At 53.4% G+C, this 25,050-nt stretch carries 20 protein-coding genes; 11 read left to right on the plus strand and 9 right to left on the minus strand.

The features are described from left to right. Positions 1-87 precede the first annotated feature (87 nt). The 6 genes from TH468_RS10150 (at position 88) to TH468_RS10175 (ending at position 6,171) form a co-directional block, all read left to right on the plus strand. Positions 88-2,211 carry a pyridoxamine 5'-phosphate oxidase family protein gene (locus TH468_RS10150; protein WP_085643779.1) on the plus strand — a complete coding sequence of 708 codons (2,124 nt, stop codon included), beginning with the start codon at positions 88-90 and terminating at the stop codon, positions 2,209-2,211. Positions 2,212-2,295: 84 nt separating this feature from the next. Next, on the plus strand, positions 2,296-3,213 hold the full coding sequence (locus TH468_RS10155; protein ID WP_085643781.1) for a methyltransferase domain-containing protein: 918 nt from the start codon (positions 2,296-2,298) through the stop codon (positions 3,211-3,213). A gap of 51 nt (positions 3,214-3,264) precedes the next feature. Beyond that, positions 3,265-3,993, plus strand: a complete 729-nt coding sequence (gene sfsA, locus TH468_RS10160; RefSeq protein ID WP_085643783.1) for a DNA/RNA nuclease SfsA — start codon at positions 3,265-3,267, stop codon at positions 3,991-3,993. A 97-nt stretch (positions 3,994-4,090) separates the two neighbouring features. Further along, the gene (gene map / locus TH468_RS10165) at positions 4,091-4,897 is read left to right on the plus strand and encodes a type I methionyl aminopeptidase (protein ID WP_085643785.1); all 807 of its coding nucleotides are present in this window, start codon (positions 4,091-4,093) and stop codon (positions 4,895-4,897) included. A 25-nt stretch (positions 4,898-4,922) separates the two neighbouring features. Next, complete coding sequence (gene radC / locus TH468_RS10170) at positions 4,923-5,756, plus strand: DNA repair protein RadC (protein WP_246832288.1); 834 nt, start codon at positions 4,923-4,925, stop codon at positions 5,754-5,756. Positions 5,757-5,778: 22 nt separating this feature from the next. Further along, on the plus strand, positions 5,779-6,171 hold the full coding sequence (locus TH468_RS10175) for a VOC family protein (protein WP_085643788.1): 393 nt from the start codon (positions 5,779-5,781) through the stop codon (positions 6,169-6,171). 261 nt (positions 6,172-6,432) lie between these two features. Here the strand turns inward: TH468_RS10175 and TH468_RS10180 are convergent, their stop codons facing one another. The 5 genes from TH468_RS10180 to TH468_RS10200 all read right to left on the minus strand — a co-directional run bounded on the left by TH468_RS10180 (position 6,433) and on the right by TH468_RS10200 (position 12,467). Further along, complete coding sequence (locus TH468_RS10180; protein ID WP_085643790.1) at positions 6,433-7,290, minus strand: MipA/OmpV family protein; 858 nt, start codon at positions 7,288-7,290, stop codon at positions 6,433-6,435. A 129-nt stretch (positions 7,291-7,419) separates the two neighbouring features. Further along, complete coding sequence (locus TH468_RS10185) at positions 7,420-8,613, minus strand: helix-turn-helix domain-containing protein (RefSeq protein ID WP_085643792.1); 1,194 nt, start codon at positions 8,611-8,613, stop codon at positions 7,420-7,422. A 71-nt stretch (positions 8,614-8,684) separates the two neighbouring features. Continuing rightward, positions 8,685-9,905 (minus strand): helix-turn-helix domain-containing protein, encoded by a 1,221-nt coding sequence (locus TH468_RS10190; protein WP_085643794.1) that lies wholly within the window; start codon positions 9,903-9,905, stop codon positions 8,685-8,687. Between the two features lie 83 nt (positions 9,906-9,988). Beyond that, complete coding sequence (locus TH468_RS10195; protein WP_085643796.1) at positions 9,989-11,212, minus strand: helix-turn-helix domain-containing protein; 1,224 nt, start codon at positions 11,210-11,212, stop codon at positions 9,989-9,991. Between the two features lie 28 nt (positions 11,213-11,240). Continuing rightward, positions 11,241-12,467 carry a helix-turn-helix domain-containing protein gene (locus TH468_RS10200; protein ID WP_085643798.1) on the minus strand — a complete coding sequence of 409 codons (1,227 nt, stop codon included), beginning with the start codon at positions 12,465-12,467 and terminating at the stop codon, positions 11,241-11,243. 593 nt (positions 12,468-13,060) lie between these two features. Here TH468_RS10200 and TH468_RS10205 point away from each other — a divergent pair. From TH468_RS10205 to TH468_RS10225, 5 genes are all read left to right on the plus strand, one after another. Further along, entirely contained in the window at positions 13,061-14,695 is a 1,635-nt protein-coding gene (locus tag TH468_RS10205; protein WP_085643800.1) for a peptide ABC transporter substrate-binding protein, read from the plus strand. A 78-nt stretch (positions 14,696-14,773) separates the two neighbouring features. Next, positions 14,774-15,700 (plus strand): oligopeptide ABC transporter permease OppB, encoded by a 927-nt coding sequence (gene oppB / locus TH468_RS10210; RefSeq protein WP_037989890.1) that lies wholly within the window; start codon positions 14,774-14,776, stop codon positions 15,698-15,700. Further along, positions 15,697-16,605 carry an ABC transporter permease subunit gene (locus TH468_RS10215; RefSeq protein WP_139834684.1) on the plus strand — a complete coding sequence of 303 codons (909 nt, stop codon included), beginning with the start codon at positions 15,697-15,699 and terminating at the stop codon, positions 16,603-16,605. Before oppB ends, TH468_RS10215 begins: the two co-directional genes overlap by 4 nt. A 4-nt stretch (positions 16,606-16,609) precedes the next feature. After that, entirely contained in the window at positions 16,610-17,581 is a 972-nt protein-coding gene (locus tag TH468_RS10220) for an ABC transporter ATP-binding protein (protein WP_085643802.1), read from the plus strand. Then, positions 17,578-18,582: an ABC transporter ATP-binding protein gene (locus TH468_RS10225; RefSeq protein ID WP_085643804.1), complete on the plus strand. Its 1,005-nt coding sequence runs from the start codon at positions 17,578-17,580 to the stop codon at positions 18,580-18,582. The genes TH468_RS10220 and TH468_RS10225 overlap by 4 nt, the downstream gene beginning before the upstream one ends. 74 nt (positions 18,583-18,656) lie before the next feature. Here TH468_RS10225 and TH468_RS10230 read toward each other — a convergent pair whose 3' ends face one another. The 4 genes from TH468_RS10230 to TH468_RS10245 all read right to left on the minus strand — a co-directional run bounded on the left by TH468_RS10230 (position 18,657) and on the right by TH468_RS10245 (position 24,938). After that, positions 18,657-20,210, minus strand: coding sequence for a trypsin-like peptidase domain-containing protein (locus TH468_RS10230; protein ID WP_085643806.1), 1,554 nt, complete (start codon positions 20,208-20,210; stop codon positions 18,657-18,659). Positions 20,211-20,273: 63 nt separating this feature from the next. Then, entirely contained in the window at positions 20,274-23,045 is a 2,772-nt protein-coding gene (locus TH468_RS10235; RefSeq protein WP_085643808.1) for a TonB-dependent receptor, read from the minus strand. Between the two features lie 281 nt (positions 23,046-23,326). Continuing rightward, positions 23,327-24,412: a FecR domain-containing protein gene (locus TH468_RS10240; RefSeq protein ID WP_085643810.1), complete on the minus strand. Its 1,086-nt coding sequence runs from the start codon at positions 24,410-24,412 to the stop codon at positions 23,327-23,329. Continuing rightward, positions 24,405-24,938: an RNA polymerase sigma factor gene (locus tag TH468_RS10245; protein ID WP_139834685.1), complete on the minus strand. Its 534-nt coding sequence runs from the start codon at positions 24,936-24,938 to the stop codon at positions 24,405-24,407. The genes TH468_RS10240 and TH468_RS10245 overlap by 8 nt, the downstream gene beginning before the upstream one ends. Between the last annotated feature and the right edge of the window lie 112 nt (positions 24,939-25,050).

Genomic DNA, 25,050 nt, shown 5'->3' on the forward strand with positions numbered 1-25,050 from the left:
TCACCGTACTTGCCCCCCTGCACCAACTCGGTGCCCCCTCTCCCCGAACCGGCCCGTCCCCTTCTTTGTGTCGTAAAGGAAACTGCCATGAGCACGCCCTTGATGTCGTCTGCCCCCCTGCAATTTACCCCTTCTGGCACGGACACCAACAGCCCGTGGCACGAAGGTGAAATTCACATGCAGAAGCTGGTCGGGGTCGATGCCCGCATGGCCGAGGTTGGCAAACGTGTTCTGCGCGACCACCTGATCGAACAGCATCGCCAGTTTTACCCGCAACTGCCCTTTGCCGTGTTTGGCGCGGTCGATGACAATGGCGACGTCTGGGCAACCCTTCGCGCCAACCATCCCGGTTTTCTGCATTCGCCCGATCCCTATCAGCTTGCGGTCAATATCCCTCGTGATCCGGCAGATCCGGCCGATGCCGGGATGGATGATGGCAAGGCAATTGGCATGATCGGGATTGAACTGCACACAAGACGCCGCAACCGTCTGAATGGCACAATCGCGCGTTCATCTGATAGCGGTTTCGCAATCCGGGTCGGGCACAGCTATGGCAACTGCCCGCAATATATTCAGTTGCGTGATTTCGAGTTCACCCGCGATCCACTTTCGCCTCAAACCGGTTCGCGGGCGGATTTGGAAAGCACGTTGAATGATAAGGCGCGCGCGATGATTGCCGCCGCCGACACCTTCTTTGTCGCAACCTATGTCGATCGTCCTGGTGAAAAGCGCGAGGTTGATGTTTCTCATCGTGGTGGCAAACGCGGATTTGTCCGCGTCGATGCCGATGGCAGCCTGACCATCCCCGATTTTGCCGGAAACCTGTTTTTCAATACGCTGGGTAATATCCTCGCCAATCCCAAGGCTGGCCTTGTTTTTACCGATTTCGCCAATGGCGATGTCCTGCAAATCACGGGCGATGCCGACGTCATCGTCGACGGGCCGGAAATTGCCGCCTTTCAGGGGGCGGAACGTTTGTGGCGGGTTTTCCCGCGCAAGGTCGTGCTGCGCAAAGCCACCCTTCCGATCCGCTGGCGCGATCAAATCGACGGGGCATCCCCCAACAGCCTTCTGACCGGCGACTGGGAAACGGCGGAACGTAAAATTGCGGCCATGCAAAACGCGATTATTTGGAAAAATTTCAAAATCGCGCGGATTGTGAAGGAAAACAGAATAATCAAATCTTTCCATCTCGAACCACCAGACGGGACTGGAACCCTGCCTTACAAGGCCGGACAGCATCTGCCGATCCGGGTTACTGTGCCCGGCCATGACAAACCACTGATCCGTACCTATACGCTTTCGAGCGGTCCGTCAGACAATTGCTATCGCATCAGCGTGAAGCGCGAAGGCGTGGTTTCAAGCCACTTGCACGATAACCTTGCCGAGGGCGATGTGATCGAGGCCCGTGCGCCTGCAGGCGATTTTTCAATTGATGCCCATGTCAAGCGCCCGGCAGTTCTGATTGCGGGCGGGATCGGTATTACGCCAATGATCTCGATGTTGCGCCATGTCGTTTATGAGGGGCTCCGCACCCGCGGCTTCCGGCCGACATGGCTGTTTTATGCCGCGCGAACCCTTGAAGACCGGGCGTTTGATGACGAGCTGGTCGAACTGGTCAAAGCAGCCCAAGGCAGCATTCGCCTTGTCCGCATCCTTGCCGATCCGACTGATGCCGAACCGCGCAAGGATTACGAGGCATCCGGGCATATCGATATGAATTTGCTGCGTTCCCTGCTGCCGTTTGATGATTTCGATTTTTATCTGTGCGGTCCGCCACCTTTCATGCAAGCGATATATGATGGTTTGCGCGGCCTTAACATTACCGATACCCGCATCCATGCAGAGACCTTCGGCCCTGCATCGCTGCAACGAAGCCAGGACAGCCAACTCGAATTGCCGGAACTGGCACCGGCAAGCAGCACGGAAATTAAGGTCGATTTTTCAAGCTCGGGCCAAAGTACAATCTGGAAGCCGGGTGATGGCAAAACCCTGCTGGAACTGGCCGAAGATGCCGGATTGGCGCCAGAGGCAAGCTGCCGGGGTGGGAATTGCGGCACCTGCCGGACCAAAATACTGCAAGGAAACGTGACCTATAAAACCCGGCCATCGGCCAAGACCACCCCGGACGAGGCATTGATCTGCTGTGCCGTGCCTGCTGCAGCGGCGGCGGAAGATGACAGCAATGAGCCACTCGTTCTGGCGCTCTGATCCGGTCTTGGATTGCAAGGGCGGGCGCGACGTTCTATCTAGGTCGTAACTTTTAAAACGACTTTTGACGGAGCTTCCCGCCCCATGGCCGATCCGATCACCGTTTTTGATCGCCACATCCTGAAACTGCGCCGCGACCGCGCGGCAAAGCGCGCCAGCGAATTCAATTTCCTGTTTGCCGAAACTGCCGAACGGCTTGCCGACCGGCTTGACGACACCACGCGCAAATTCCCGCTGGCGGTTGATCTTGGCTGTCACAATGGCGAGCTTGGCCAGATCATCGGCGCACGTGGCGGGATCGAAACCCTGCATCAATGCGATATTTCATATGGTTATGCACAGTCAGCCAAAATGCGCAATGAGCGCACGACATTCGTTGCCGACGAAGAATTCCTGCCGTTTGGTGATGGATCACTTGATCTGATCCTTTCGAACCTGTCGCTGCACTGGGTCAATGACCTGCCCGGTATGCTGCTTCAGGCACGGCGTGCGCTTAAACCCGATGGCCTGTTTCTGGCCTGCCTGCTGGGCGGCGATACGCTGCGCGACCTGCGCGAGGCACTGATGACCGCCGAAGCCGAAGAAGAAGGCGGCGTGTCGCCCCGCGTATCACCCTTTGTCGATGTTCGCGATGCCGGGTCGCTGTTACAGCGCAGCGGCTTTGCCCTGCCAGTGGTCGATAGCGACGATATCACCATTGATTACCCTGATGCGCTGAAACTGATGCGCGATCTTTCGGGGATGGGCGAAAGCAACCTTGTCGCCATCCGGTCCAAGAAATTCACCAAACGCAGCACATTGGCCCGTGCGACGGCAATTTATCACGAACGTCACGGTCGCCCGGATGGCCGCGTTCATGCCAAATTTCAGGTGATCTACCTTACCGCCTGGGCCCCCGATGAAAGCCAGCCCAAGCCGCTTAGACGCGGTACCGGTCAGGTCAGCCTTGTTGATTTTCTGGGTGACGTCCCGGACAAGCCCGATCCGGCGAAAAGCAATTAGTCATACTTTTTGATTTGACCGATCAAAAGCAAACAGCTACCGGTATTTGACATGCTCCTTCCTTCTCCCCTGATTCAGGGCAAACTGATCAAACGTTACAAACGGTTTCTGGCCGATATCGAGCTTGAAAATGGCGACATGATCACCGCCCACTGCGCCAATCCCGGCGGGATGATCGGATTGAAGGAAGCCGGGATTGATGTCTGGCTATCGCAATCAGACAATCCGAAACGCAAACTGAAATACAGTTGGGAACTGTGCCGGGTTGGCGGTGCGATGGTTGGCATCAATACTGCCCATCCCAATGCAATTGTCGAAGAAGCGATACTGGCGGGCAACGTGCCCGAACTGGCCGGGTATGAGACGCTGAAACGCGAAGTCAAATATGGCAAAAACTCCCGTATCGATATTCTGTTATCCGATCCGGTCAAAGGGCTTTGCTATGTCGAAGTCAAGAACGTCCACCTGAAACGCGATGATGCTGTGCCGGGACTGGCCGAGTTTCCCGATGCGGTCACCGCACGCGGAGCAAAGCACCTTGACGAAATGGCCGACATGGTCGCAGAAGGTCACCGTGCCGTGATGTTCTATCTGATCCAGCGCGATGATTGCGACCAGTTTGCCCTGGCATCCGATATCGATCCGCACTATACAGCGCGCTTTTCCAAGGCGACCAGCGCCGGGGTCGAGGCATTGGCCTATGACTGCATCATTGATATCAAGACACCATCGGTAACCGTAAACAAGGCCGTTCCGATCCGGGACATCAGCGCAAAGTGACGGCATCCTTGCCAATTTCGCCCTGTCCGATTATGTCATTGAACGATGTTGCGATACAGCGACCATTGAATTTACTGCCGAACCAAGGAGATTTCGGGTGGCGAACGGAAAAGTAAAACTGCACGGACCCGAAGCATTCGAGGGGATGCGCGCCGCCGGAAGGCTGGCTGCGGAAGTGCTCGATTACATTACACCTTTCGTTGTCCCGGGCGAAACGACCGGCAGGCTTGACCAATTGTGCGATGAATATATTCGCGACCATAATGCGGTTTCGGCCTGCCTTGGCTATCGCGGCTTTCCGAAATCGATTTGCACCTCGATCAACCATGTTGTCTGTCACGGGATTCCCGGCGACAAGAAACTGATGAATGGCGACATCATGAATATCGATGTCACGGTCATTCTCGATGGTTGGTATGGCGATACGTCGCGCATGTATATCGCGGGCACGCCAAAGGTCATGGCGCAGCGCCTTGTCGATGTGACGTACGAAGCATTGTGGCGCGGGATTAATGCCGTCAAGCCGGGGGCGACACTTGGCGATATCGGCCATGCCATCCAAAGCTATGCCGAAAGCGAACGGTTTTCGGTTGTACGCGATTTCTGCGGTCACGGCCTTGGTCAGGTGTTCCATGATGCGCCCAATATCCTTCATTATGGCCACCCGGGAGAAGGACTGGTTCTGGAACCCGGCATGATTTTCACCATCGAACCGATGATCAACCAAGGCACTTATACCTGCAAGATCCTGCCTGATGGCTGGACAGCGGTGACGCGGGACCGCAAACTGTCGGCACAATTCGAACATTCACTTGGCGTCACCGATGACGGGTTTGAAATCTTTACCCGTTCGCCCGCCGGGCTTGAAAAACCACCATACGACATTAGTGCTGCCGCCGAATAAGGCCGCGAACGAGGGGGAAGCGGATTTGAGCGAAACAGAAGATCGCAAAGCTGCTTCCCGTCCTGACGCGCCGATTGATGCTCAGATTGATGACGGCGCACAGGTCTTTTTCGATCGGACGCGCGATGCCGTCCCGGTCGGACAAAGCAGCCAGTTACCGGCATCCCCGACCGACGCAAAGTCCGCCAAACCGCATTATCACGGCCATCGCCAACGCCTGCGCGAACGGTTCCTTAAAGGAGGGGCAAATGCGCTTGCCGATTATGAATTGCTGGAACTTCTGCTCTGCATGGCGATGCCGCGTGGCGATGTCAAACCACTGGCGAAATCGCTGATTGCGCAGTTTGGCAGCTTTGCCAATGTTCTTGCCGCACGGCCCGAAGATTTGCAAAAGGCCAAGGGGCTTGGCGATGCCGGAATTGCAGCGATCAAGGTGGCCGAGGCAAGCGCGCAATATCTGGCGCGTGAACGCGCGATGGAATTACCCGTGATCGCTAGCTGGGAACAGCTGATTGATTACTGCCGGGTGCGTCTGGGCCATCGCAAAACCGAAGAACTGCATCTGCTGTTTCTGGACCGCAAGAACCGGTTGATTGCCGATGAATGCCATCAGACCGGCACGGTCGATCACACCCCGGTTTATCCGCGCGAAGTGATCAAGCGCGCCCTTGAATTGCACGCCAGCGCGATCATTCTGGTCCATAACCATCCCAGCGGCGATGCAACCCCATCGCGCGGCGATATAGACATGACGCGCAAGATTGTCGAGGCCGCAAAGGCGATGGAAATCACCATCCACGACCACATCATTATCAGTCAGGCCGGGTATAATTCGTTTAAAACCCTTGGCCTGATCTAATCATCTGCTCCCGGATTATCGCATGCCCCATATCGGACTGGTATCACTTGTCGTGGCAGATTACGACGATGCCATTGATTTCTATGTCAACAAGGTCGGGTTCGAACTGATCGAGGATACCGACATGGGTAACGGCAAACGTTGGGTAATTGTCGGTCCGAAGGGTGCGCGTGAAAGTCTACTTCTGCTGGCAAAGGCATCGGGGGAAACACAAACCGCTGCCATCGGCAATCAGACCAGCGGGCGGGGCGGATTTTTCCTGAATACCGATGATTTTGCCCGCGACCACGCCCTGATAAAAAAGGCGGGGGTTCAGTTTCTTGAAGAACCGCGGTACGAGCCATATGGCACCGTTGCCGTCTTTGCCGACCTTTATGGCAACAAGTGGGATTTGCTGGAACTCAAAGCCCCCTGACGACCACGATCAAAGGGCGCGTAGTCATAAAAGCACTGTATACCGGCTGAAACAATCAGAAATCCGCTACAAATACCGATGACCAGCAAAGCCACAAGCGTCATGCCCATACAAAAACGCTTAAACCAAACCATGGTCCTCCGCGGGAGTTTCATTTCGGCTAAAAACAAAGGGCGGGTCGGTCCACTGGAAATGACCAACCCGCCAGAAACCGGTCGCCTGGATTGGGGCGGGCAGGAGACCGGTATACGACGATCAGGATCAGAAGTTGTAAACCAACCCCAGACCGATGCTGTAGACATAATCCTCGTCAATCAGGGGACTATCGGTATAGCTGTCAGGCAGGAACTGGATACCGCTGGTGCCCAGCAGGACAAGGCTTTCGGTAATCGGGTAGGTTACCGAAAGATCAAGATGCGGGATGAATGCCCCGTCCGCGTCATAGGCACTACGGTCGCTTCGAACTTCATTGCCACTAACCCCGACATGGTAATTGGCCAGCTTGTCGTTTTGCCAGAGTACACCTCCACCCCAGTCAAAGGTGACGTCCCACAAATTCATCGGGATCGTGTAGGTCAGGTCAAGTTCGTGCCCGTCGTGGGCATCGGACACATCCATCAGGTGATAAGCAGCCAGCTCACCGCGCCACAGCCGGGTTTTGAACGCACCACCGACTTCGAACGCCATATCACGCTCATTCATGCCACGCAGATAATTGCTGTCGTCATTATCGAACGGCTTCATACGCACGTTTCCAATCACGGAAAAACTGGCATAATCGTTTTTCCATGCGGTTACGGAAACGCCATCCGTCCCGATATGCATGCGTTCGGCGTCGTAAGCCAAAAGAGGCAGAAGATCGACATCCACACTATCCGCACCGCGATACGGGTTGCTTTCCACCCCGCCAAAAGCCCCGAACTGCCAAATACCGCCAAGCCATGGGTCGGCGGCTTCATCCTGTTTGGGATTGACCTGCTCACGCAGGGTGTCGCGTCTGCCCTGTTGCTGGGCATTTGCTGTTGTGCCGATAAAAAGCAGAAGCGCGCTTGCGCATAATCCGGTCCCCAACAGGATCAAACCGTTCCCGACCAGATTTGAAACTCTATAAAAACTCATTTTGTCCGATCACCCTTGTATCAGTTTTGGTGATCCGACTATGCCGATCCGCCCTGTGTATGGCGTCCGGCTCTGTATCCTCGAACCTGATTTACACACCCCAAAGGTACGAATGCACATTCGTACGCGCTAAGTGTTTGTATTTAATATCTTCTCATCCCGGTACGCACTGGGCGTTTTGCCGGTGATTTTCTTGAAAGCCAGATTGAAAGTTGATTTCGAATTAAACCCGACACTGATTGCGATATCGAGGATCGTGCGATCCGGCTCCTCGATCAGAAGGCGGGAGGCCTCGTTTGTTCGGACTTCGTTGACGAAATCAAAGAAGCTTTTGCCTAGATGCTGGTTCAGCACATAGGAAAGCTGGTTGGGTGTCACGCCGACCGCATTGGCAACTTTCGGCATAGTCAGAAGCGGATCGAACATCAATTCGCGTGCGGCGACGATACGATCCAGCTTTGCCCGTATCCGGCTTACATCGTTAGGATCAACCACACTGCGCACCAGACCTGATCTGGGCCTTTTTTCGTCGCTTTCACGGGTGTTTTCAACCTCGTCACGTTCGGGCTGAACGAACAATGCCGGGTTCACTGCGATAACGTGACACATACGGAAGAACACCAGAACGAAGGTTGCCCTAACGCCGAGTTGCAACCATTCACTGCGCGAAACGATGGTATCGAAAAGATTGATCAGTGTAAAAAGAGTGAAAATAACACTCAACCCGACAAGCAGCTCCAGCACCCAACGCCGGAGTCCTTTCCGATCCACTTCAAGCTGCCGACTGACATCCTGTAGATACCGAACCGCAACACGCCAAATACGGAACATGTAACTTGCAAACTGAAGACAGAATGTCGTTATTAGCAAAAGCAGCAGCATATTGAAGATCTTACCTGGCCGGAAATCCAGATCGACATTGATTTCCTCAATGGTCACCCCAGACAAAGAAGTATCAGGACCGAGCAAGTACACCACCCCCATCATCACCACCGACACAGGAAGCATAACCGCAAAATGCCATGTCGGCTTGGCAGAAGGTTTCCCCGATATTTCCAGAAAATACAGATAGATGGCCGGGATGAAGGCAAAATAGAAAGGGGTAAAGACGGGGGCCAGATACAGATTTACAAGCGGACTGACCATTGTATCGATAATGTCATCCGCAAAACTCATTCCCACAGCCACCGCGAATATCATCAGCCAGCGATTGGCCCGAAATGCGCGCCTGCCCTCGCCCCGCAGAAGAATAATCAGGAAAATGGTCTGGGCCGCACCGAGTGCCGAAATCAGCAGCAGCAACAAGTCAATCGGTTCCAACATTCATGCGTCCGTGATTTGCGGTGATACGGGAGGGAATCTGAATTCCGACCAAGACTAGTCAGGATATCGGGCTACTGACCAGTGCTACACTGCGAAAGGGTCTCCGATCGATAAACACTTGGCGTTTTGCCGGTAGTTTTCTTGAAAGCCAGATTAAAGGTGGATTTGGAATTGAACCCCACACTGATTGCGATATCGAGGATCGTGCGATCCGGCTCCTCGATCAGAAGGCGGGATGCCTCGTTTGTTCGAACCTCGTTGACGAAATCAAAGAAGCTTTTGCCTAGATGCTGGTTCAGGACATAGGAAAGCTGGTTGGGTGTCACGCCGACCGCATTGGCAAGTTTCGGCATGGTCAGAAGCGGATCAAGCATCATATTCCGATCTGTGACAATCCTTTCAAGCCGGGTGCGAATGCGTTCTATATTGGAAACGTCTATAATTGCACGCGACATTGGGGCATCTTGGTCATCAGGCTCTTGTGCGGGACCATGAGGCAGAGATAGATCGTCAAAAACGCCGCCTTCGGTTTCCGGCTGCACAAAAAGCGCAGGATTCTGCGCAATCACCTGGCACATCCGGAAAAAGACAAGCACAAACCCCACCTTGACACCAAGCGACAGCCACTCCGCCCGCGACACAAACAGATCAAACAGATTGGTCAGGGTAAAGACAGTAAACAACACGGTCATGCCGACAAGAAGTTCCGTCACCCACCGGCGCAGCCGTTCACTATCGGCCTGAAGCTGCCAGTCGGCCTGTTGCAGATAACGCCGCGCACACCGCCAGATGCCCGTCATGTAAACGGTAAACAGGACACAAAACAGAATCACGATGGCCAGCAACACCATATCGGCAAGCCCGGTTGCCGAAAACTCGATCTGCAAACCGGCATCACGAATATGACCATTGTTGGCGATCATACGCGCACGTTTCAGGTAGACCATAAGCCCGATGGCCGCAGTAACCGGCAACAGCACCAGAAAATGCCGATATGGTCGTGGAGCCGGGTCGCCGGAAATCTCCCGGAAGTACAGATAGATCGACGGGATCAAGGCAAAAAAGAATGGCGCAAAAACCGGGACAAGATACAGGTTCGTCAGCGGGCTGATCATCGGATCGAACGTATCATCGATAAAACTCATGCCGACAGAAAATCCGAATACCATCAGCCATCGATTGGCCGTAAATGCCCGTTTCCCTTCATCCATCAGCAGGACAATCAGGAAAATCGCCTGTGCAGTTCCAAGAACCGAAACGATCAGAAAAAGAAGATCAAGTGTTTCAAACATTCATGTGTCCGTCGCTTGCGACGATAAAGGTTACAACAGCGATATCATACCCACGCTCCCCCGCTGAAAAGCAGAAAACAGCCCTATGGTGCCGTGTTACGCTGCGACATGGTTTCTGATCGGTAAACACTGGGTGTTTTGCCCGTGATTTTCTTGAAGGCAAGATTGAAGGTCGATTTCGAATTGAAACCCACACTGGTCGCGATATCAAGGATCGTGCGATCCGGTTCATTGACCAGCAACCGGGATGCCTCGCCGGTTCGGACTTCGTTGATGAAGTCAAAGAAGCTTTTGCCAAGATGCTGGTTCAGCACATAGGAAAGCTGGTTGGAGGTTGCACCGACTGCATTTGCAAGCTTTGGCAGACTGATAAGAGGATCAAAAAGCAGGTCGCTTCTGGTCCTGATGGCGTCAAGCCGTTTACAAATTCTGCTGATTTCATCGGCATCCACCAAGTTGCGAGGCGCAAACCGGTTTTGCCTGGACCCGGTTGCCGTGAAATCACGGGCATCTTCATCCATTGCCATCTCTTGCGCCCCGTCCCATTCCGCCTGAACGAACAAAGCCGGGTTGTGCGCAATCACGTGGCACATACGAAAGAATACGAGCGCGAACGCCCCCTGTACAAGGGTCGTCAGCCATTCGCTATCGGTAATGAAAACATCAACAATCGTCGTCGCGGTAAAAATCAGGAAAATCAGGCTGATGCCAGTCAGCAGTTCCGTGACCCAGCGGCGCAGAACGCGCTGATCCGCACCGAGCTGTTCACTCGCCTGCCGCAGATAGCCAATCGCAACCCGCCAGATTTTAACCATATAGCCAAACAACTGCACATAAAGCGCAATAATGATTGTCAGCAGGATCACAGCCACAGGCAAATGACTTTCAATATCGGTATCCAGTTCGAAATCGATTTCTCCGCCAATGTCGCCCGGAAGTATACGGGTGCGCATTATGTGTACTGCGACCGCCGTCAGGATGGCGACCGGCACCAGAATGACGAAATGCCCCCCCGGATAGCGCACGGGACGGTCAGCAATTTCGCAAAAATACAAGTAGATAGATGGTAAAAAGGCAAATGTGACCGGTACAAAAATAATCGCCAGATACAGAATATAAAGCGGCGAGAGGAAGACATCACTGATGTCTTCGACAAAGCTTGCGCAGGCTGTCAGCGAGAACACCAGCAACCAGCGATTCGCACGAAATGCGCGTTTGCCCTCGTGCCGCAACAGCAGCATCAGGAATGCGGCCTGTGCAAGGCCGACTGCAGCAATAAGCAAAAGAACGATTTCGGACGTATCCATTCTTTATCCTGATGGTCGCTGTCTGTTGTTAACCGGGGCCGGCGACAGCATCCCCAACAATTCCGGGGGCGGTCGCGTGCGTATCTGCAGCAACTCGGTATTTGCTTGGTGTTGTACCGGTTACACGCCTAAACGCAAGATTGAAGGTGGATTTTGAATTGAACCCGACGGTCATGGCAATATCAAGAACCGGCCGATCTGGCTCGGCAAGAAGCAAGCGAACGGCTTCTTCGATCCGGACGGTATTGACGAATTCAAAGAAGCTTTGGCGTAGATGCCGGTTCAGGACAAAGGATAACTGATTAGGCGTTGCCCCAATCGCGCTTGCCAGTTTGGGCATCGTCAGAAGCGGATCAAACATCAAATTACGTTCGGTGCGAAGAACATCAAGGCGTTTTCGGATGCGTTCACTTTCGTCGGTATCGACCAGCGAACGTAGTGGTTCATGATCTTTGTCGGCAAGATCGGTCAGCGGGTCGACCGACAGGTGCGCAACCCGTACCGGAATGGTATTGAACGGCTGGCTTGCGACCAGAAAACTCAGCCGCATCACTATGCACAGGAACACGAAATTCGTCACCGACCCCGCCCAGTAAAGGCTTTCGGTCCACCACTGAATTATCTGAATACCGGCAAAAACGACGAAGGCAAGATGCAGGCTTCTTACGACATTGCCGATCCATTGCCGCTTGGCCAGGCTTTGCTCGGTTCCCTGTTTTGTCAATTCCGTCGCAAAGGACCGGGCGGTACGCCACATCATGAGATGATAAGTGCCGACATGAACAAAAAACGCCGTCATGATGGCAACCACAAACCAGGACAGCGCCGGATCGGTTTCAAATGTCAGATGGATAGGCGCACCGGCAGAAATTTCATCGCCATATCTGGCAAAAACCGAGGCGGTCAGAATAGTCGAAAAGACCATACCGACCAGAAGCGATACAAAATGCCACCAGCCATTGGATACCCAACGCCCGGCGACAGTGCGAACATAAAGAAAGATTGCCGGACCAAGTGCAAAATAGGCGCTGAAAAGTAACGGTTCGGTTATCAGCGCGATTTCAGTTCCGAACAGCAGAAATACCGCATCCCGAAGGAAAATCAGGGCAAAGCACAGTATGAAAATATAGAGCCAGCGATTGGCATAGAAGGCAGATGGCCCTTCTTGGCGCAAAAGCAGAATAAAGAAACCGGCCTGAGAAATGCCAAGTATGGCAACCATCAGGGCCGCCAGATCAAACGGGCTTAAAAGCATCTTTCGGTCGCATTTGTTGATCAAGGAAATCTGCAAAACAACATACGCAAAAACCCGTATCTTGAATGACGATGTTTCTCAACGGCAATTTTTTGAATTCACGCTTGTTTCATCAAGCTACCATGACGCGATACTGGGCTTATATTCCGAAATCTTTTCACGCGCGAAAATGTAACCAGAGCACGCTAATTTTCGCGCCAAGATATTGAAATCGCCTGAATTGCCGAAAAATAATGCAGAAAACCACAAAGCCCGATTCGTGATCACCGAATTTAGCGGCCAACCCTTTGAATGTGAACTATTTCACTTTTTGCGCATATAGCCGCAAGGCGCGACGCGACAATCACCATTACATGCAAAACGTTTTACAGGCGAAAGTTGCAGGCTTCTTCAGCCGCAGAACAATCTGTTATTTCCGAATAAAACGCAAAATAACACCACAAAATGACCATTATCACGCAAACAACCACCATTTATTTCAGATTTGTGGAATCGTGACTTGCAGATAGCGCATGTCAGTCTCAGTATTTTTGCGTACGTACTTTCAGGGAGTACGTCGTCAACAAAGCAAAATGATGAGGGAGACATTACAGATGTCACAACACGCGAAGACCGCAAATGGTCTCGTGAAGGGATTGCTCAATTCCTCGCGGGCCTTTGTGCTGGGTACGGCATTGATTGCCGGTTCCATGACCATGCTGTCCACCACACATGCACAGGCTGAAAAAATCCTGCGCGTCGGCAATGATGGCGAACCGCAATCAATGGACCCGCATTTCATTTCAACGATTCAGACCAGCCGCCTGTCGGATGATATGTTCCTGGGTCTTCTGACCTATGGCCCGGATGGTGAACCGGTGCCGGGTGCGGCTGAAAGCTGGACAGTGTCCGACGACGGCATGACCTATACCTTTAAAATTCGCGATCACAACTGGTCGGACGGCGTGCCGGTAACTGCCGATGATTTTGTCGCGGGCTGGAACCGCCTGCTTGACCCGGCGACCGGTGCGGAATACGCATCCCTGCTTTATATTATCGAGGGTGCCGAAGCTGTTAACAGTGGCAAGGAAGGCGCGAAACTCGCGGCCACCGCACTGGATGACAGAACCCTGCAGGTCAAACTGACCGCGCCAGCCCCTTATTTCCTCGCCCAGCTGACCCACCAGACCGCCTTCCCGATCCCGCAGCATGCGATTGCCAAATTTGGCAAAGACTGGGTAAAGCCGGAAAATATCGTGGTGAACGGTCCGTACAAACTGACCGAATGGCTACCGAACGTTCATTCCAAGCTTGAAAAGAATCCGGAATTCTATGACGCTGCCAATGTGCCGATCGACGAGGTGATCTATTACACCTATGAAGATCGCACCGCGATGCAGAATCGTTTCCGTGCAGGCGAACTTGACGTCGCACGCGATATCGCGTCCGAACAGATTTCCTGGCTGCGCGATAACCTTGCCGATAGTCTGCGCATCGCACCGTATGCCGGTATCTATTACTATGCGATCCGTACCGACAAGGACATGTTCAAGGATGTCCGTGTCCGCAAAGCCCTGTCGATGGCGATCAACCGCGAAGCCATTACGGACTCGGTTCTGAAAACCGGTGAACTTCCGGCCTATTCCTTTGTCCCGCCCGGAACCGGTAATTACGGCGAGCCAGCATACATTTCGTGGAAAGACCTTTCCTATAATGAAAAGCTCGAAGAAGCCAAAAAGCTTCTGGCAGAAGCCGGTTATGGCCCTGACAATCCGCTTAAATTCACCCTGCGCTACAACACGTCTGAAAACCACAAGCGCATCGCGATTGCGGCCCAGAACATGTGGAAGCAGATTGGCGTTCAGGCCGAACTGTTCAACACCGAAGGCAAAATCCACTATGCCGATCTGAAGGTCGGTAACTTTGAGGTCGCACGTGCGGGCTGGATTGCCGATTACAACGACGCGCAGAACTTCCTGTTCCTCGGCGAAGAACGGACCGGGCCGCTGAACTACGCGGCTTTTGACAACCCGCGTTATAACGAACTGATGCTGGAAGCCGAAAAGGAAGGCGACCTGAAAAAGCGTGCCCGCCTTATGAAGCAGGCCGAAGCCATCATGATGGAAGCACAGCCTTACATCCCGATTTACTACTATGTCTCGAAACAGCTCGTCTCGCCGAAGATCGAAGGCTGGATCAATAACGCCCCGGATCGCCACCTGACCCGCTGGCTCGACATCAAAGAGTAAACGCCGGAGACTTTGCCGCAGGTCCGGATCACGGACCTGCGGCAACCCACCGGCCCCCAATGGGGATGAGAGAGAATTATGTTATCTTACGCCATCCGGCGCCTGATGATCGCGATCCCGACGCTGTTCATCGTGATCACGGTTGCCTTTTTCATGATGCGCATTGCACCAGGCGGACCGTTCGATCAGGAACGTGCCCTGCCGCCGGAAATCGAAAAAAACATCAAGGCCGCCTATGACCTTGATAAGCCGCTGCTTGAACAATACACGATCTATATCGGCAAAATCCTGCGTGGTGACTTTGGCCCGTCGATCAAAATTCGCGATTTTTCCGTCGCGGAGCTGATCATGGCTGGCGCCCCGGCATCTATGCAGCTTGGCCTGTCGGCGATCTTTCTGGCGCTGATATTCGGGGTTGGCTTTGGCACCTATGCCGCCCTTCGACAGAACAGTGCGGTTGATTTTGCGGTAATGGGCGTTGCCATGGTCGGCATTGCCATCCCGAACTTTGTCATGGCACCGCTTCTGTCGCTGGTGTTTGGCCTGTATCTTTCGATCCTGCCAACAGCAGGTTGGGGAGACGGCGAAATTCAATACAAGATATTGCCGATCATCGCCCTTGCCCTGCCACAAGTCGCCTATATCGCGCGTCTGACGCGCGGGTCGATGGTCGAAGTCCTCCATTCCAATTACATCCGCACCGCACGCGCCAAAGGTTTGCGTGAAAAGCTTGTTGTCAACCGGCATGCGATCCGCGGCGCGCTTTTGCCTGTCGTATCCTATCTGGGCCCGGCAACCGCGGCGGTGATGACCGGCTCTGTGGTGATCGAAACCATCTTTGGCGTGCCTGGTATCGGCACCTATTTCGTCAAGGCAGCATTGAACCGCGACTACCCGCTGGTGATGGGTGTGGTGATTGTCTATGCGGTGATGATCATCCTTCTGAATTTCCTGGTCGACATGGTCTACGGCCTGCTCGATCCCAAGCTGAAGTCACGCTCATGATGAACAAGAATCAAAAAACAGCGATGCTTCAGGCGGCCGGCGCCGCCGGAGAGATCGAGGGTCGCAGCCTGTGGCGCGATGCCCGTATTCGCCTGTTTCGCAACAAGGCCGCCGTCGGGTCGATGATCATTCTGGCCATCATTACCCTGATGGCGATTTTCGCCCCGCTGCTCAGCCCGTTTGAGTACGACCAGATCGACTGGGGCTATATCCAGGAAGGTCCGAACTGGGAAAACGGCCATATCCTTGGCACGGATGGCAATGGCCGCGATATTTTCATTCGCATCCTTTATGGCGCGCGTGTATCCCTTGCGGTTGGTTTACTAGCAACGGCGGTGTCGCTTGTGATCGGCGTTACCTATGGCGCTGTTGCCGGCTATTTCGGCGGACGGATCGACAACATCATGATGCGGTTTGTCGATGTGCTTTATTCCCTGCCCTTCATGTTCTTTGTGATCATGCTGATGGTGGTGTTTGGCCGAAACATTTTCCTGATTTTCGTCGCCCTTGGCGCGGTTGAATGGCTGACCATGGCGCGGATTGTGCGCGGTCAGACGCTTTCGATCCGGCGGCGCGAATTTATCGAAGCCGCCCATGCCACGGGTGTTTCGAACTTCAAGATCATTTTCCGCCATGTAATCCCCAACGTTCTTGGGCCGGTCATTGTTTACATGACGCTGACCATTCCGCAGGTGATCCTGACCGAGAGTTTCCTGTCGTTCCTGGGCCTTGGTGTTCAAGAGCCGCTGACAAGCTGGGGCGTTCTGATTTCCGAAGGGGCGAAAGTGATCGAAGCAGCGACTTGGATGCTGATTTATCCGGCGATCTTCCTGGCACTGACGCTGTTCTGTTTCAACTTCATCGGCGACGGATTGCGTGACGCCCTTGATCCGAAGGACAGATAGGCACATGACAAATCATATTCTGACTGTTGAAAACCTGCGTGCCCGCTTCCAGACCCCCGACGGCGAGGTCGAGGCTGTCAACGATGTGAACTTCCATATCGATCCGGGCGAAACACTTGGCGTTGTGGGGGAATCCGGATCGGGCAAAACCCAGATTTTCCTTGCCGTGATGGGTCTTCTTGCCAAAAACGGCAAGGCCACAGGTACGGTGCGCTACAAGGATAAGGATATCCTCAATATCCCGTCACGCCAGCTTAACAAAATCCGCGGTGTGACGATGTCGATGATCTTTCAGGATCCGATGACGTCGCTTAACCCGTTCCTCAAAATCTCCAGACAGATGACCGAGGTACTGGTGGAACATCGCGGCATGTCCGAAGGCGATGCGCTTAAACGCGCGATCAACATGCTTGACCGTGTTGGTATTCCGGGCGCGGCCCAGCGCGTGCATATGTATCCGCATGAATTTTCCGGCGGCATGCGCCAGCGCGTGATGATTGCCATGGCGTTGCTTTGCGATCCCGAAGTCCTGATTGCCGACGAGCCAACCACCGCCCTTGATGTGACGGTGCAGGCACAGATCCTTGATCTGCTGCGCGACCTTAAAAAGGATTTCAATACGGCCATTGTCATGATCACCCACGATCTTGGCGTGGTAGCAGGCCTGTGTGACCGGGTGATGGTAATGTATGGCGGGCGGATTGTCGAAACCGGTTCGGTGCGTAACATTTTCTATGACAGCCATCATCCCTATACCGAGGGGCTTTTGAAATCGATGCCGCGCATCGACACGGCAAGCGAAGAACACATGTTTGCCATCCCCGGACAACCGCCGAACCTCCAAAACCTGCCACAGGGTTGCGCCTATCAGGAACGCTGCGCCTATGTGATGGATCGGTGCTGTGTTTCCCGCCCAAGCCTGTTTGGCTTTGACGATGGTCGCGCCAGTGCCTGCTTCCGGGAGGACCGTCAATGAATGCGATCCGTAAAAAGAAAAACGTCCCGATCCTGTCGGTTCGCGACCTCAAGGTTCACTTTTCCCTGCCGGGCAAGGGATTTTTTGGGGCAGAACGCCAGCTTAAGGCCGTCGACGGGATCGATTTCGATCTGTATCCCGGCGAAACGCTTGGCATTGTGGGCGAATCCGGTTGTGGAAAATCGACCCTTGGCCGTGCGATTCTGCAACTGATCCCGCCGACCGACGGGCAGGTCGTGTGGCTGGGGCGGGATATTGTCGGCGCGCCCCATCGCGAAATGCAGCCGCTACGCCGGGACCTGCAGATCATTTTTCAGGACCCGCTGGCCAGCCTTAACCCGCGCATGACGATTGGCGAGATCATCGCCGAGCCGCTTGTGACCCACAAATCCGAACTGGGTAAGGACGAAATCAAGGCACGCGTTAAACGCATGATGGCGCGTGTCGGGCTTTTGCCACAGATGATCAACCGCTATCCGCATGAATTTTCGGGCGGCCAGTGCCAGCGTATCGGCATTGCACGCGCGATGATCCTCGAACCGAAACTGATCATTTGTGACGAGCCGGTTTCAGCACTTGATGTATCGATACAGGCGCAGATCGTAAACCTGTTGCAGGAATTGCAGCGCGAATTTGATCTGTCGATGATTTTCATCAGCCACGATCTTTCAATTGTGCGCCATATCTGCCACCGCATATTGGTGCTGTATCTCGGCAATCTTATGGAGCTGGCCGACCGCGACAGCATCTATGCCAACCCAAAACATCCCTACACCAAGGCGCTGATTTCCGCAGTTCCGATCCCGGATCCCGAGATTGAACGCACCAAGGAACGCATCGTGCTGACCGGTGATTTGCCCAGCCCGATCAACCCGCCATCGGGTTGCGTGTTCCGCACCAGATGTCCGTTTGCCAAGGATGTCTGCGCGACCGATGTCCCGACCGTTGACACCGTCAACGATCACCATCAGGTGGCCTGCCATTTCCACGAACGGATGTAGGAGGGCAACTTCCCTTTGCACCACCCAAACTTAGTCGGGCCGTCTTGCGACGGCCCGTTTTTTGTTTGGATCACTCAGTAGTCTTCAAGATCAACCATGCTCAGCGTATCGATGATCTTTGTGCGGTCCTGACCATCACGTTTGAAATAGACAAGCGCATAGGGTGCGTTGCTTTCAAGCGCCTGCCCCATCACGGCTTCGAACTCCTCGGGTGTGGAAATCTCGGTATCATTGATCCGGGTAATGAAATCACCCTTTGTAAATCCGGCCTGATCGCCTTGCCCCATCTTTTCCATCCGATCAACGACAAGCCCCTTCGTGCCAACGGGTAAATCCAGTTTTTCCCATGCCTTTTCATTAGCCGGAACCAGTTCGAGGCCCATGACTTTCTTCCGACCATCATCCTTCGGCGTTTTACCAAGAATCTTGTCGCGTTCGGCCTGGCGGCGGCGGCTTTTGGCTTCGTCCATATCGCCGGGGATCATCGTAAAGCTTTTAAATCCACCATCGCGCCAGACGGTAACGGTCGTTTCGCCTTTTGCCTCCGCCGCCTGCATGCGGAAATGCAGGCGCGATGTGACCGTTTCGCCATTCACCGCAACAATCACATCTCCTGCACGAATACCTGCCTGATAAGCCGGTTCGTCATCGGGGGCCCGGTGGATCAACATTCCCTCGTCATGGTCCATCCCCAGAAGCTTGCCGATACCCGGCTTGACTTCAGAATAGGCAATCCCGAACCATCCGCGTTTGATTTCACCATCTTTGACAAGCAGATTAATGATCCCCTGCGCATGTTCAGCCGGGATGGAGAAGGCCAGCCCCTCGTTCCCGCCAGAGCGGGTATAAAGCGCGGAGTTAACGCCAACGACCTTGCCATCCATCGACAAAAGCGGCCCGCCGGAATTGCCCTTGTTTACCGCGGTATCGGTTTGCAAATACGGGTTATATTCGCCTTTGGACAACTGGCGCTGCTTGCCTGAAATCACCCCAGTCGTCAGACTTTGATCAAAGCCATAGGGATAACCAAGCGCAAAAACCGGATCGCCGATACGGATCGCATGCGAGTTACCCCATGAAAGCGGCTTAACATTTTCAGGCCTTTCAACACGAAGGACGGCGAGGTCGGTCAGAAAATCCTTCCCCACCAGATCAGCACGAACACGACGACCATCTTTCAAAACAACGACAAAACGCGCACCATCGCGGACCACATGCTCGTTGGTAACAATCAGGCCGTCATCGGTAATGAAAAAACCGGTCCCGGTCGACGCATTGCGCTTCTTTTTCTGCCAGTCGTATTTCGGTTCTTCGCCCTTTTCACTTTCCTTGTTCTTTTCATCGCGATCATTGCGATCCTCATCCTCGTCCTGATCGCCACGTTCGTTTGGCGGCAGATAGAAATCCTCACCGTTTTCCTTTTTCTCCCGTTCTTCGGCGACGATCTCGGCATAGCTTTTCTTAATGACATTGATGCGAACAACGCCAAGTGAAACAGCGTCATAAACTTCGGCAAGGCTTTTATCGGACAGTGCCATGCTTGCCTGTTCTGCCATTGCATGAACGGGGACAAGGCTTGATGTGGCAAGCATCGCGGCAAACAGGGTCGCGGTCAGGGTTCTTTTCATATTATCGATCTCACAAGCAGGTTTGGCCGGGGACCAAGCCCCGGCAGGATTAACGTGGAATTTTCAGTAGGTGTAAGTCAGTCCGAGCCAAACTGTCCGGCCCTTGCGGTAGGGGGTAGATGACGCAAGCGTATGGGCGCCGCCGCGGTTCAGAACATTCTCGATGGAAGCATTAAGAGTCAGAACACCCTTTTCCCGGCTGATAATGTCGTAATCAAGCGTCATATCCAGATCGAAACGCGCCTTGGCGTCGCCGTCCTCATAGACATCATAGGTCGCGCCATTGATGGTGGTGTTCGATCCGCTGTCATCTATCGTGGAATAGGACAAGGTGTAGCGCCCGGTTAGTCCGGTACGCAGGCGATTGTCATCAAAACTCGAAAACAGGCTGGCGTTAAAGAAGATCGGCTCGTCCAGATTACCGGTCAGGATCGACAGATCCGTGGTCGATATGATCTTGCCGTTATAGACCACACTTTCGCTGTCATCGCTGGTCAGGAAGTAACTGTTGTTGGAAGTTCTGCGTTCGGAATATTGGCCATTGATATTGAACACATGACGCCCGCCGAACGGCCCGGAACCAATTCCCCTGCTCCATTCCGCGGAATAGGAGGTGTAGAGGCTGGCGCCCTCATTCGACAGATTATATTCGGTTGTTCCGGTGTCATCGGTGGCACGCGAAAACTGGTCACGGCCTTTTCTTTCCAGCCATTTCAACCGTGTTACCCCGCCAAGAAACGGCAGCGGGAATGAAACGGACGCTGTCTGTTCGTCGGAAAAGGGGGTGCTCAAACCTGAACCGGAAAATGACCGCTTTATCCCCGATGAAGACGCCGCCCAGTCATCATAGAAAATAGATGAACCCGGTGTCGTGGTAGTATCGGCAGTTCGCGTTTCACTGATGGTTGCCGGCGTTGCATCCTGAAAGGCGTAACTCAGCATGTTTGCTGCGTAATAGCGGTTCCACCCCGCATTGAAGCTGATATCCCAATCCGTGTAATAGGTCGCGTTGAAACGCGGGGCGAAGTTGGTATTACCAAGATAGGTATCGTGTTCAAGCCGTGCACCCGGCCTGATTTCCAGTTCGCCAAAAGGAACATGATCAAAGACAAGCGTATATTCATTATAAAGGGCTGTGCTTACGAAACTGACACTTCCTTCAAACGCTTGGTATTTTGTCCGCCGCCGGTTTGCCTGATCACCGTCATCGCAGAAGATGTCATCGGCACTGGCGCAAACGACGTTGGTTCCTGTGGTACGCGTTGTTGCATAATATGCATCTGCGCTACGTTCACGGGTTCCACTAAGACGATGGATATCCGCCCCCAGAAGGAAGTTCGTTCCAAAGATATCGCCGGTAAGGTCGGCTGTATAACCGATATCCTGCTGTGTCTGGGCCAAATCCCCGTACCAGCCGGTCACACATGTACTGGAGTCACACAAATCAGCATATTTTGATCCGGCCACCGTCGTGCTGATCTGACGACGCACATTGCTTTCAGAATCACGTGCATTTTCAGATGTATTAAAGGAAAGCTTGGTATCCAGAAACAGATTGGAAACCCCATAACCATCATATTCAAACGGCTTTTCGAGACCAACATAGGTGGTCAATCCATTGCCGATGATATCCATCTTGCTGTTGTAGTTTTCTGATGCTTCCCATTCCTGGGCATAGGGCGCATAAACGATCTGGGTCGTGATCGCAGCACCCGTATCGCTTTCGTAGCGCAGTTTTCCCAAAACGTTGTCGGCTTCGGTACTGGTCGTTACCTGACGACCGTAATAATTGTCACCCGCCGTCTTGGTCGTTTCGGCAGTACGTCGACCTGCCGAAACCAGCATTCCCCAATTATCATTGATCGGTGTGCTCGCAGACGCGGAATAAAACCATTTTTCATAAACCGGTTCTTTGGCGTCAGTGTCGGGGGTTTCCTCGGATTTCAGATGATAGTCGTTCCAGTTCGATCCACCCCGTTTAATGCTCGCGCCAAATGTTGGTTCGCTTGACGGGTTTTTGACCTTGTAATTAACAACGCCGCCTTGAAATCCGCCGTATTTAGCCGACACGTTGCTGTCGATGATCTCGGCCTGCTCGAGAATATTTGCATCGACATAGACGGTTTGAGGATGCAAACCATGAAGTGTGTCTGCATTGATCGTATTGTCGTCATCTTCTGGCATGTTTGAGTCGTTATAATTCGACTCAGTTCCGCCAAAGGAATTGATCCCGACACCGTCAAGCATGAAGTTGTTCTGATCAACCGCTGCGCCGGATATGCTGATATTTTGCGGACGCAAATCCTGTTCGGCTGTTGCAGTTGCACCTTCTTCGCCGCGTTGTCCCGCAATCACATACTGGACATTCGGATTGGCGCGAAAAATCTTGTTCGGGTCACTGTCACCCTGAACCACCGCACCGATCATCTCTTCGCCATACACGGTTGACCCGCTGGCCGCACCGGTTCCGAGTTGGAAGATCGTTGTGCGATTTGCACTGACAGAAACGGGGGCGGTAACGATTTCTTCGTCAGATGACTGGTTGGATAGCTTGGGGGAAATAACCAAAACACCGTCGGTAACGGCAAAGGTAACTTCCGTCCCCTCAAGCATTTGAAACAAGGCGTTTTCAATGCTGAGCTGACCAACCACGGCCTGACCATTCATCGCAAGGTTGGTGCCATCCTGGACCGAAAACGGAATACCGGCCTGCTGCGATAATAGCTCCAAGGCGCGCATCAGCGGCACGTAGGGAATGTCAAAGCTGTAAAGTCGTGATGCGACCGGCTTATCGACAACCGCACGTTCCTGTGCATGCAGAAAATTCGACGACATCCCCCCCAGCAAGGCAGAGGACGCAACAGCGCAGAACAGAAAATCCTTCCATGCCCGCCCCTTTGAGGTTTCGAAGAGGTTGCGGACTGTGTCCTGTTGTCTGGTAGGCTTCATTCGGCACGACCCAATGCAAGTTATTGCGTATCACTCGCACTTAAGGACGGAAGGCCGGACAGTAACCGGACATCTTTTTTAATATTTTTGTTCAAATAGGGAATTCATCGGGGAGTTCAGGCGAAATCCGCACCATTTTCAGGCCGAACCAATCTGGAACCTTGATTTCAGCGCACCAGAAGATACTGATCAAACGGCAGTTCAATCATTCTTGTTCCGGTTGTCCGCGCAATCAGATCAAGTGACACCATTGCATCGGCAACATTGAACCGCCCACGGATTTCGAGATCGGCAATGCCGGGATCAAGCCAGATTTCCATGCCACTCTGTCGGCTTACGGCATGTATCACATCAGACAGCTTTGCTGGTGAAAACACCCGCCAACCTTCAAGGATTTGCGTAATATTGTCGCCATTGAAGTCATGCCGCCGGACATCGCCCCCGCTGGATACAGTCACCCCTTCACCTGCATGAAGGGTGACTTCACGGGCAGGCGGCGATTGTTGTTGTTGTACCCGGACGGTTCCTTCGGCAACGCCGACTTCGCTGGTTTGATCATCACCGATCACAACGAAACGTGTCCCGACAACAACAGCCCGACTTTGTAGCGTGGTTACCACAAGCGGGTGGTCCTTATTCGGTGCAGCCGAAATCACTACCGCCCCATCCTCCAGAACGATATGGCGTTCGCGTTCGGTAAATTTCCAATAAAGCCGGGTACCAGGTGCCAGTTGCAATTCGCTGCCGTCCGGCAAAAACTGACGAACCGGTGCCATGTTCGCCGCGATATACCCCGGATGACCAGAATGGTCTGCCGGGGACAATGTCAGGACGGCAACAAGAATCGCCACGCACATTGCAACACCGCCCCAGATTGCTTTTCGCACATTTGATGCCCTTGGCGGGGTCGAACGTCGCGGCTTACCGACAGGCATCGATATTTGCCGCGTGCTTGATGGTGCATGGTTTCGCGCACCGGTACCTTTCTCAGTATCGAATTTCCGCAAGATATCATCGAAATCACGGTCACTGAGAAAGGCCCGAACCGCGCGCGCCGCCTGTTCATGATCCGCACTTTGGCCACACCACTTCTGAAATGCGACATGCGTATCTGTGCCCTCAATATCCGCACCATCGCGAGCAAGCCATTGCAGTGCCTGATCAACAAGGCGGCTTTGCAGATCTTTCTGTTCTGTGGTCTCCGGTTTATGGCCGGTATGGCGGTTGCCGCTCATAAGCAAAGGCCTAGTCATAGTGTTTCATCAGACCACGGCACGTTGTCATGGCACGATAAAGATGCTTCTCGATCGCGGCCTTTGACAATCCGGTCGCTGCGGCAATTTCATCATGGGTCTTACCATGCAACTTACGCAAGATGAAGACTTCTCTGGATCGCGTCGGCAAGGATGAAATTGCTTGCTCAAACGCCTGAAGACGCTGACGATGGTATATAACATTGTCTGCAAGCGGGCGGTCCTCCGCTGTCCATTCCAGCGGATCAAGCCCGGATTTAAGTTCGACAATATAACCGACATTGCGACGTCTTTGATGATCCCGGATCAGATTAAGAACCACGGTCCGAAGAAATGCAGGTGGATCGCTGATCGGTTCTTGCCTGTCTTTTGCCCCGGCAATCCTTACAAAGGCATCTTGGACAATGTCCTTTGCCTCATCAGGATTTCCCAACTTCCGCATAGCCAAACGCAGCAGGGACGCACGTTCCTTTTCAAAGGCGCGGACAAGATTTGCCGTTATGTGATGGGGCGCAAAAAAGTTCATGAAAACAGACAGGAACGTGAATTTGTTCCTGCTGACATACACCAGCAGCACTTAGATGCAAATAGTTATTAATAACTATTTCTGGACATCACAGCAGCTAGAATAACATCAG

Origin of the sequence: Thalassospira sp. MCCC 1A03138, assembly GCF_002115785.1 — a bacterium.
Lineage (GTDB): Bacteria > Pseudomonadota > Alphaproteobacteria > Rhodospirillales > Thalassospiraceae > Thalassospira.

Coding starts and splice junctions, on each gene's coding strand:
- TH468_RS10150 (WP_085643779.1), top strand. CDS start 88: ATGAGCACGCCCTTGATGTCGTCTGCCCCCCTGCAATTTACCCCTTCT.
- TH468_RS10155 (WP_085643781.1), top strand. CDS start 2,296: ATGGCCGATCCGATCACCGTTTTTGATCGCCACATCCTGAAACTGCGC.
- sfsA (WP_085643783.1), top strand. CDS start 3,265: ATGCTCCTTCCTTCTCCCCTGATTCAGGGCAAACTGATCAAACGTTAC.
- TH468_RS10175 (WP_085643788.1), top strand. CDS start 5,779: ATGCCCCATATCGGACTGGTATCACTTGTCGTGGCAGATTACGACGAT.
- TH468_RS10180 (WP_085643790.1), bottom strand. CDS start 7,290: ATGAGTTTTTATAGAGTTTCAAATCTGGTCGGGAACGGTTTGATCCTG.
- TH468_RS10185 (WP_085643792.1), bottom strand. CDS start 8,613: ATGTTGGAACCGATTGACTTGTTGCTGCTGCTGATTTCGGCACTCGGT.
- TH468_RS10190 (WP_085643794.1), bottom strand. CDS start 9,905: ATGTTTGAAACACTTGATCTTCTTTTTCTGATCGTTTCGGTTCTTGGA.
- TH468_RS10195 (WP_085643796.1), bottom strand. CDS start 11,212: ATGGATACGTCCGAAATCGTTCTTTTGCTTATTGCTGCAGTCGGCCTT.
- TH468_RS10200 (WP_085643798.1), bottom strand. CDS start 12,467: ATGCTTTTAAGCCCGTTTGATCTGGCGGCCCTGATGGTTGCCATACTT.
- TH468_RS10205 (WP_085643800.1), top strand. CDS start 13,061: ATGTCACAACACGCGAAGACCGCAAATGGTCTCGTGAAGGGATTGCTC.
- oppB (WP_037989890.1), top strand. CDS start 14,774: ATGTTATCTTACGCCATCCGGCGCCTGATGATCGCGATCCCGACGCTG.
- TH468_RS10215 (WP_139834684.1), top strand. CDS start 15,697: ATGATGAACAAGAATCAAAAAACAGCGATGCTTCAGGCGGCCGGCGCC.
- TH468_RS10220 (WP_085643802.1), top strand. CDS start 16,610: ATGACAAATCATATTCTGACTGTTGAAAACCTGCGTGCCCGCTTCCAG.
- TH468_RS10225 (WP_085643804.1), top strand. CDS start 17,578: ATGAATGCGATCCGTAAAAAGAAAAACGTCCCGATCCTGTCGGTTCGC.
- TH468_RS10230 (WP_085643806.1), bottom strand. CDS start 20,210: ATGAAAAGAACCCTGACCGCGACCCTGTTTGCCGCGATGCTTGCCACA.
- TH468_RS10235 (WP_085643808.1), bottom strand. CDS start 23,045: ATGTCGTCGAATTTTCTGCATGCACAGGAACGTGCGGTTGTCGATAAG.
- TH468_RS10240 (WP_085643810.1), bottom strand. CDS start 24,412: ATGACTAGGCCTTTGCTTATGAGCGGCAACCGCCATACCGGCCATAAA.
- TH468_RS10245 (WP_139834685.1), bottom strand. CDS start 24,938: ATGAACTTTTTTGCGCCCCATCACATAACGGCAAATCTTGTCCGCGCC.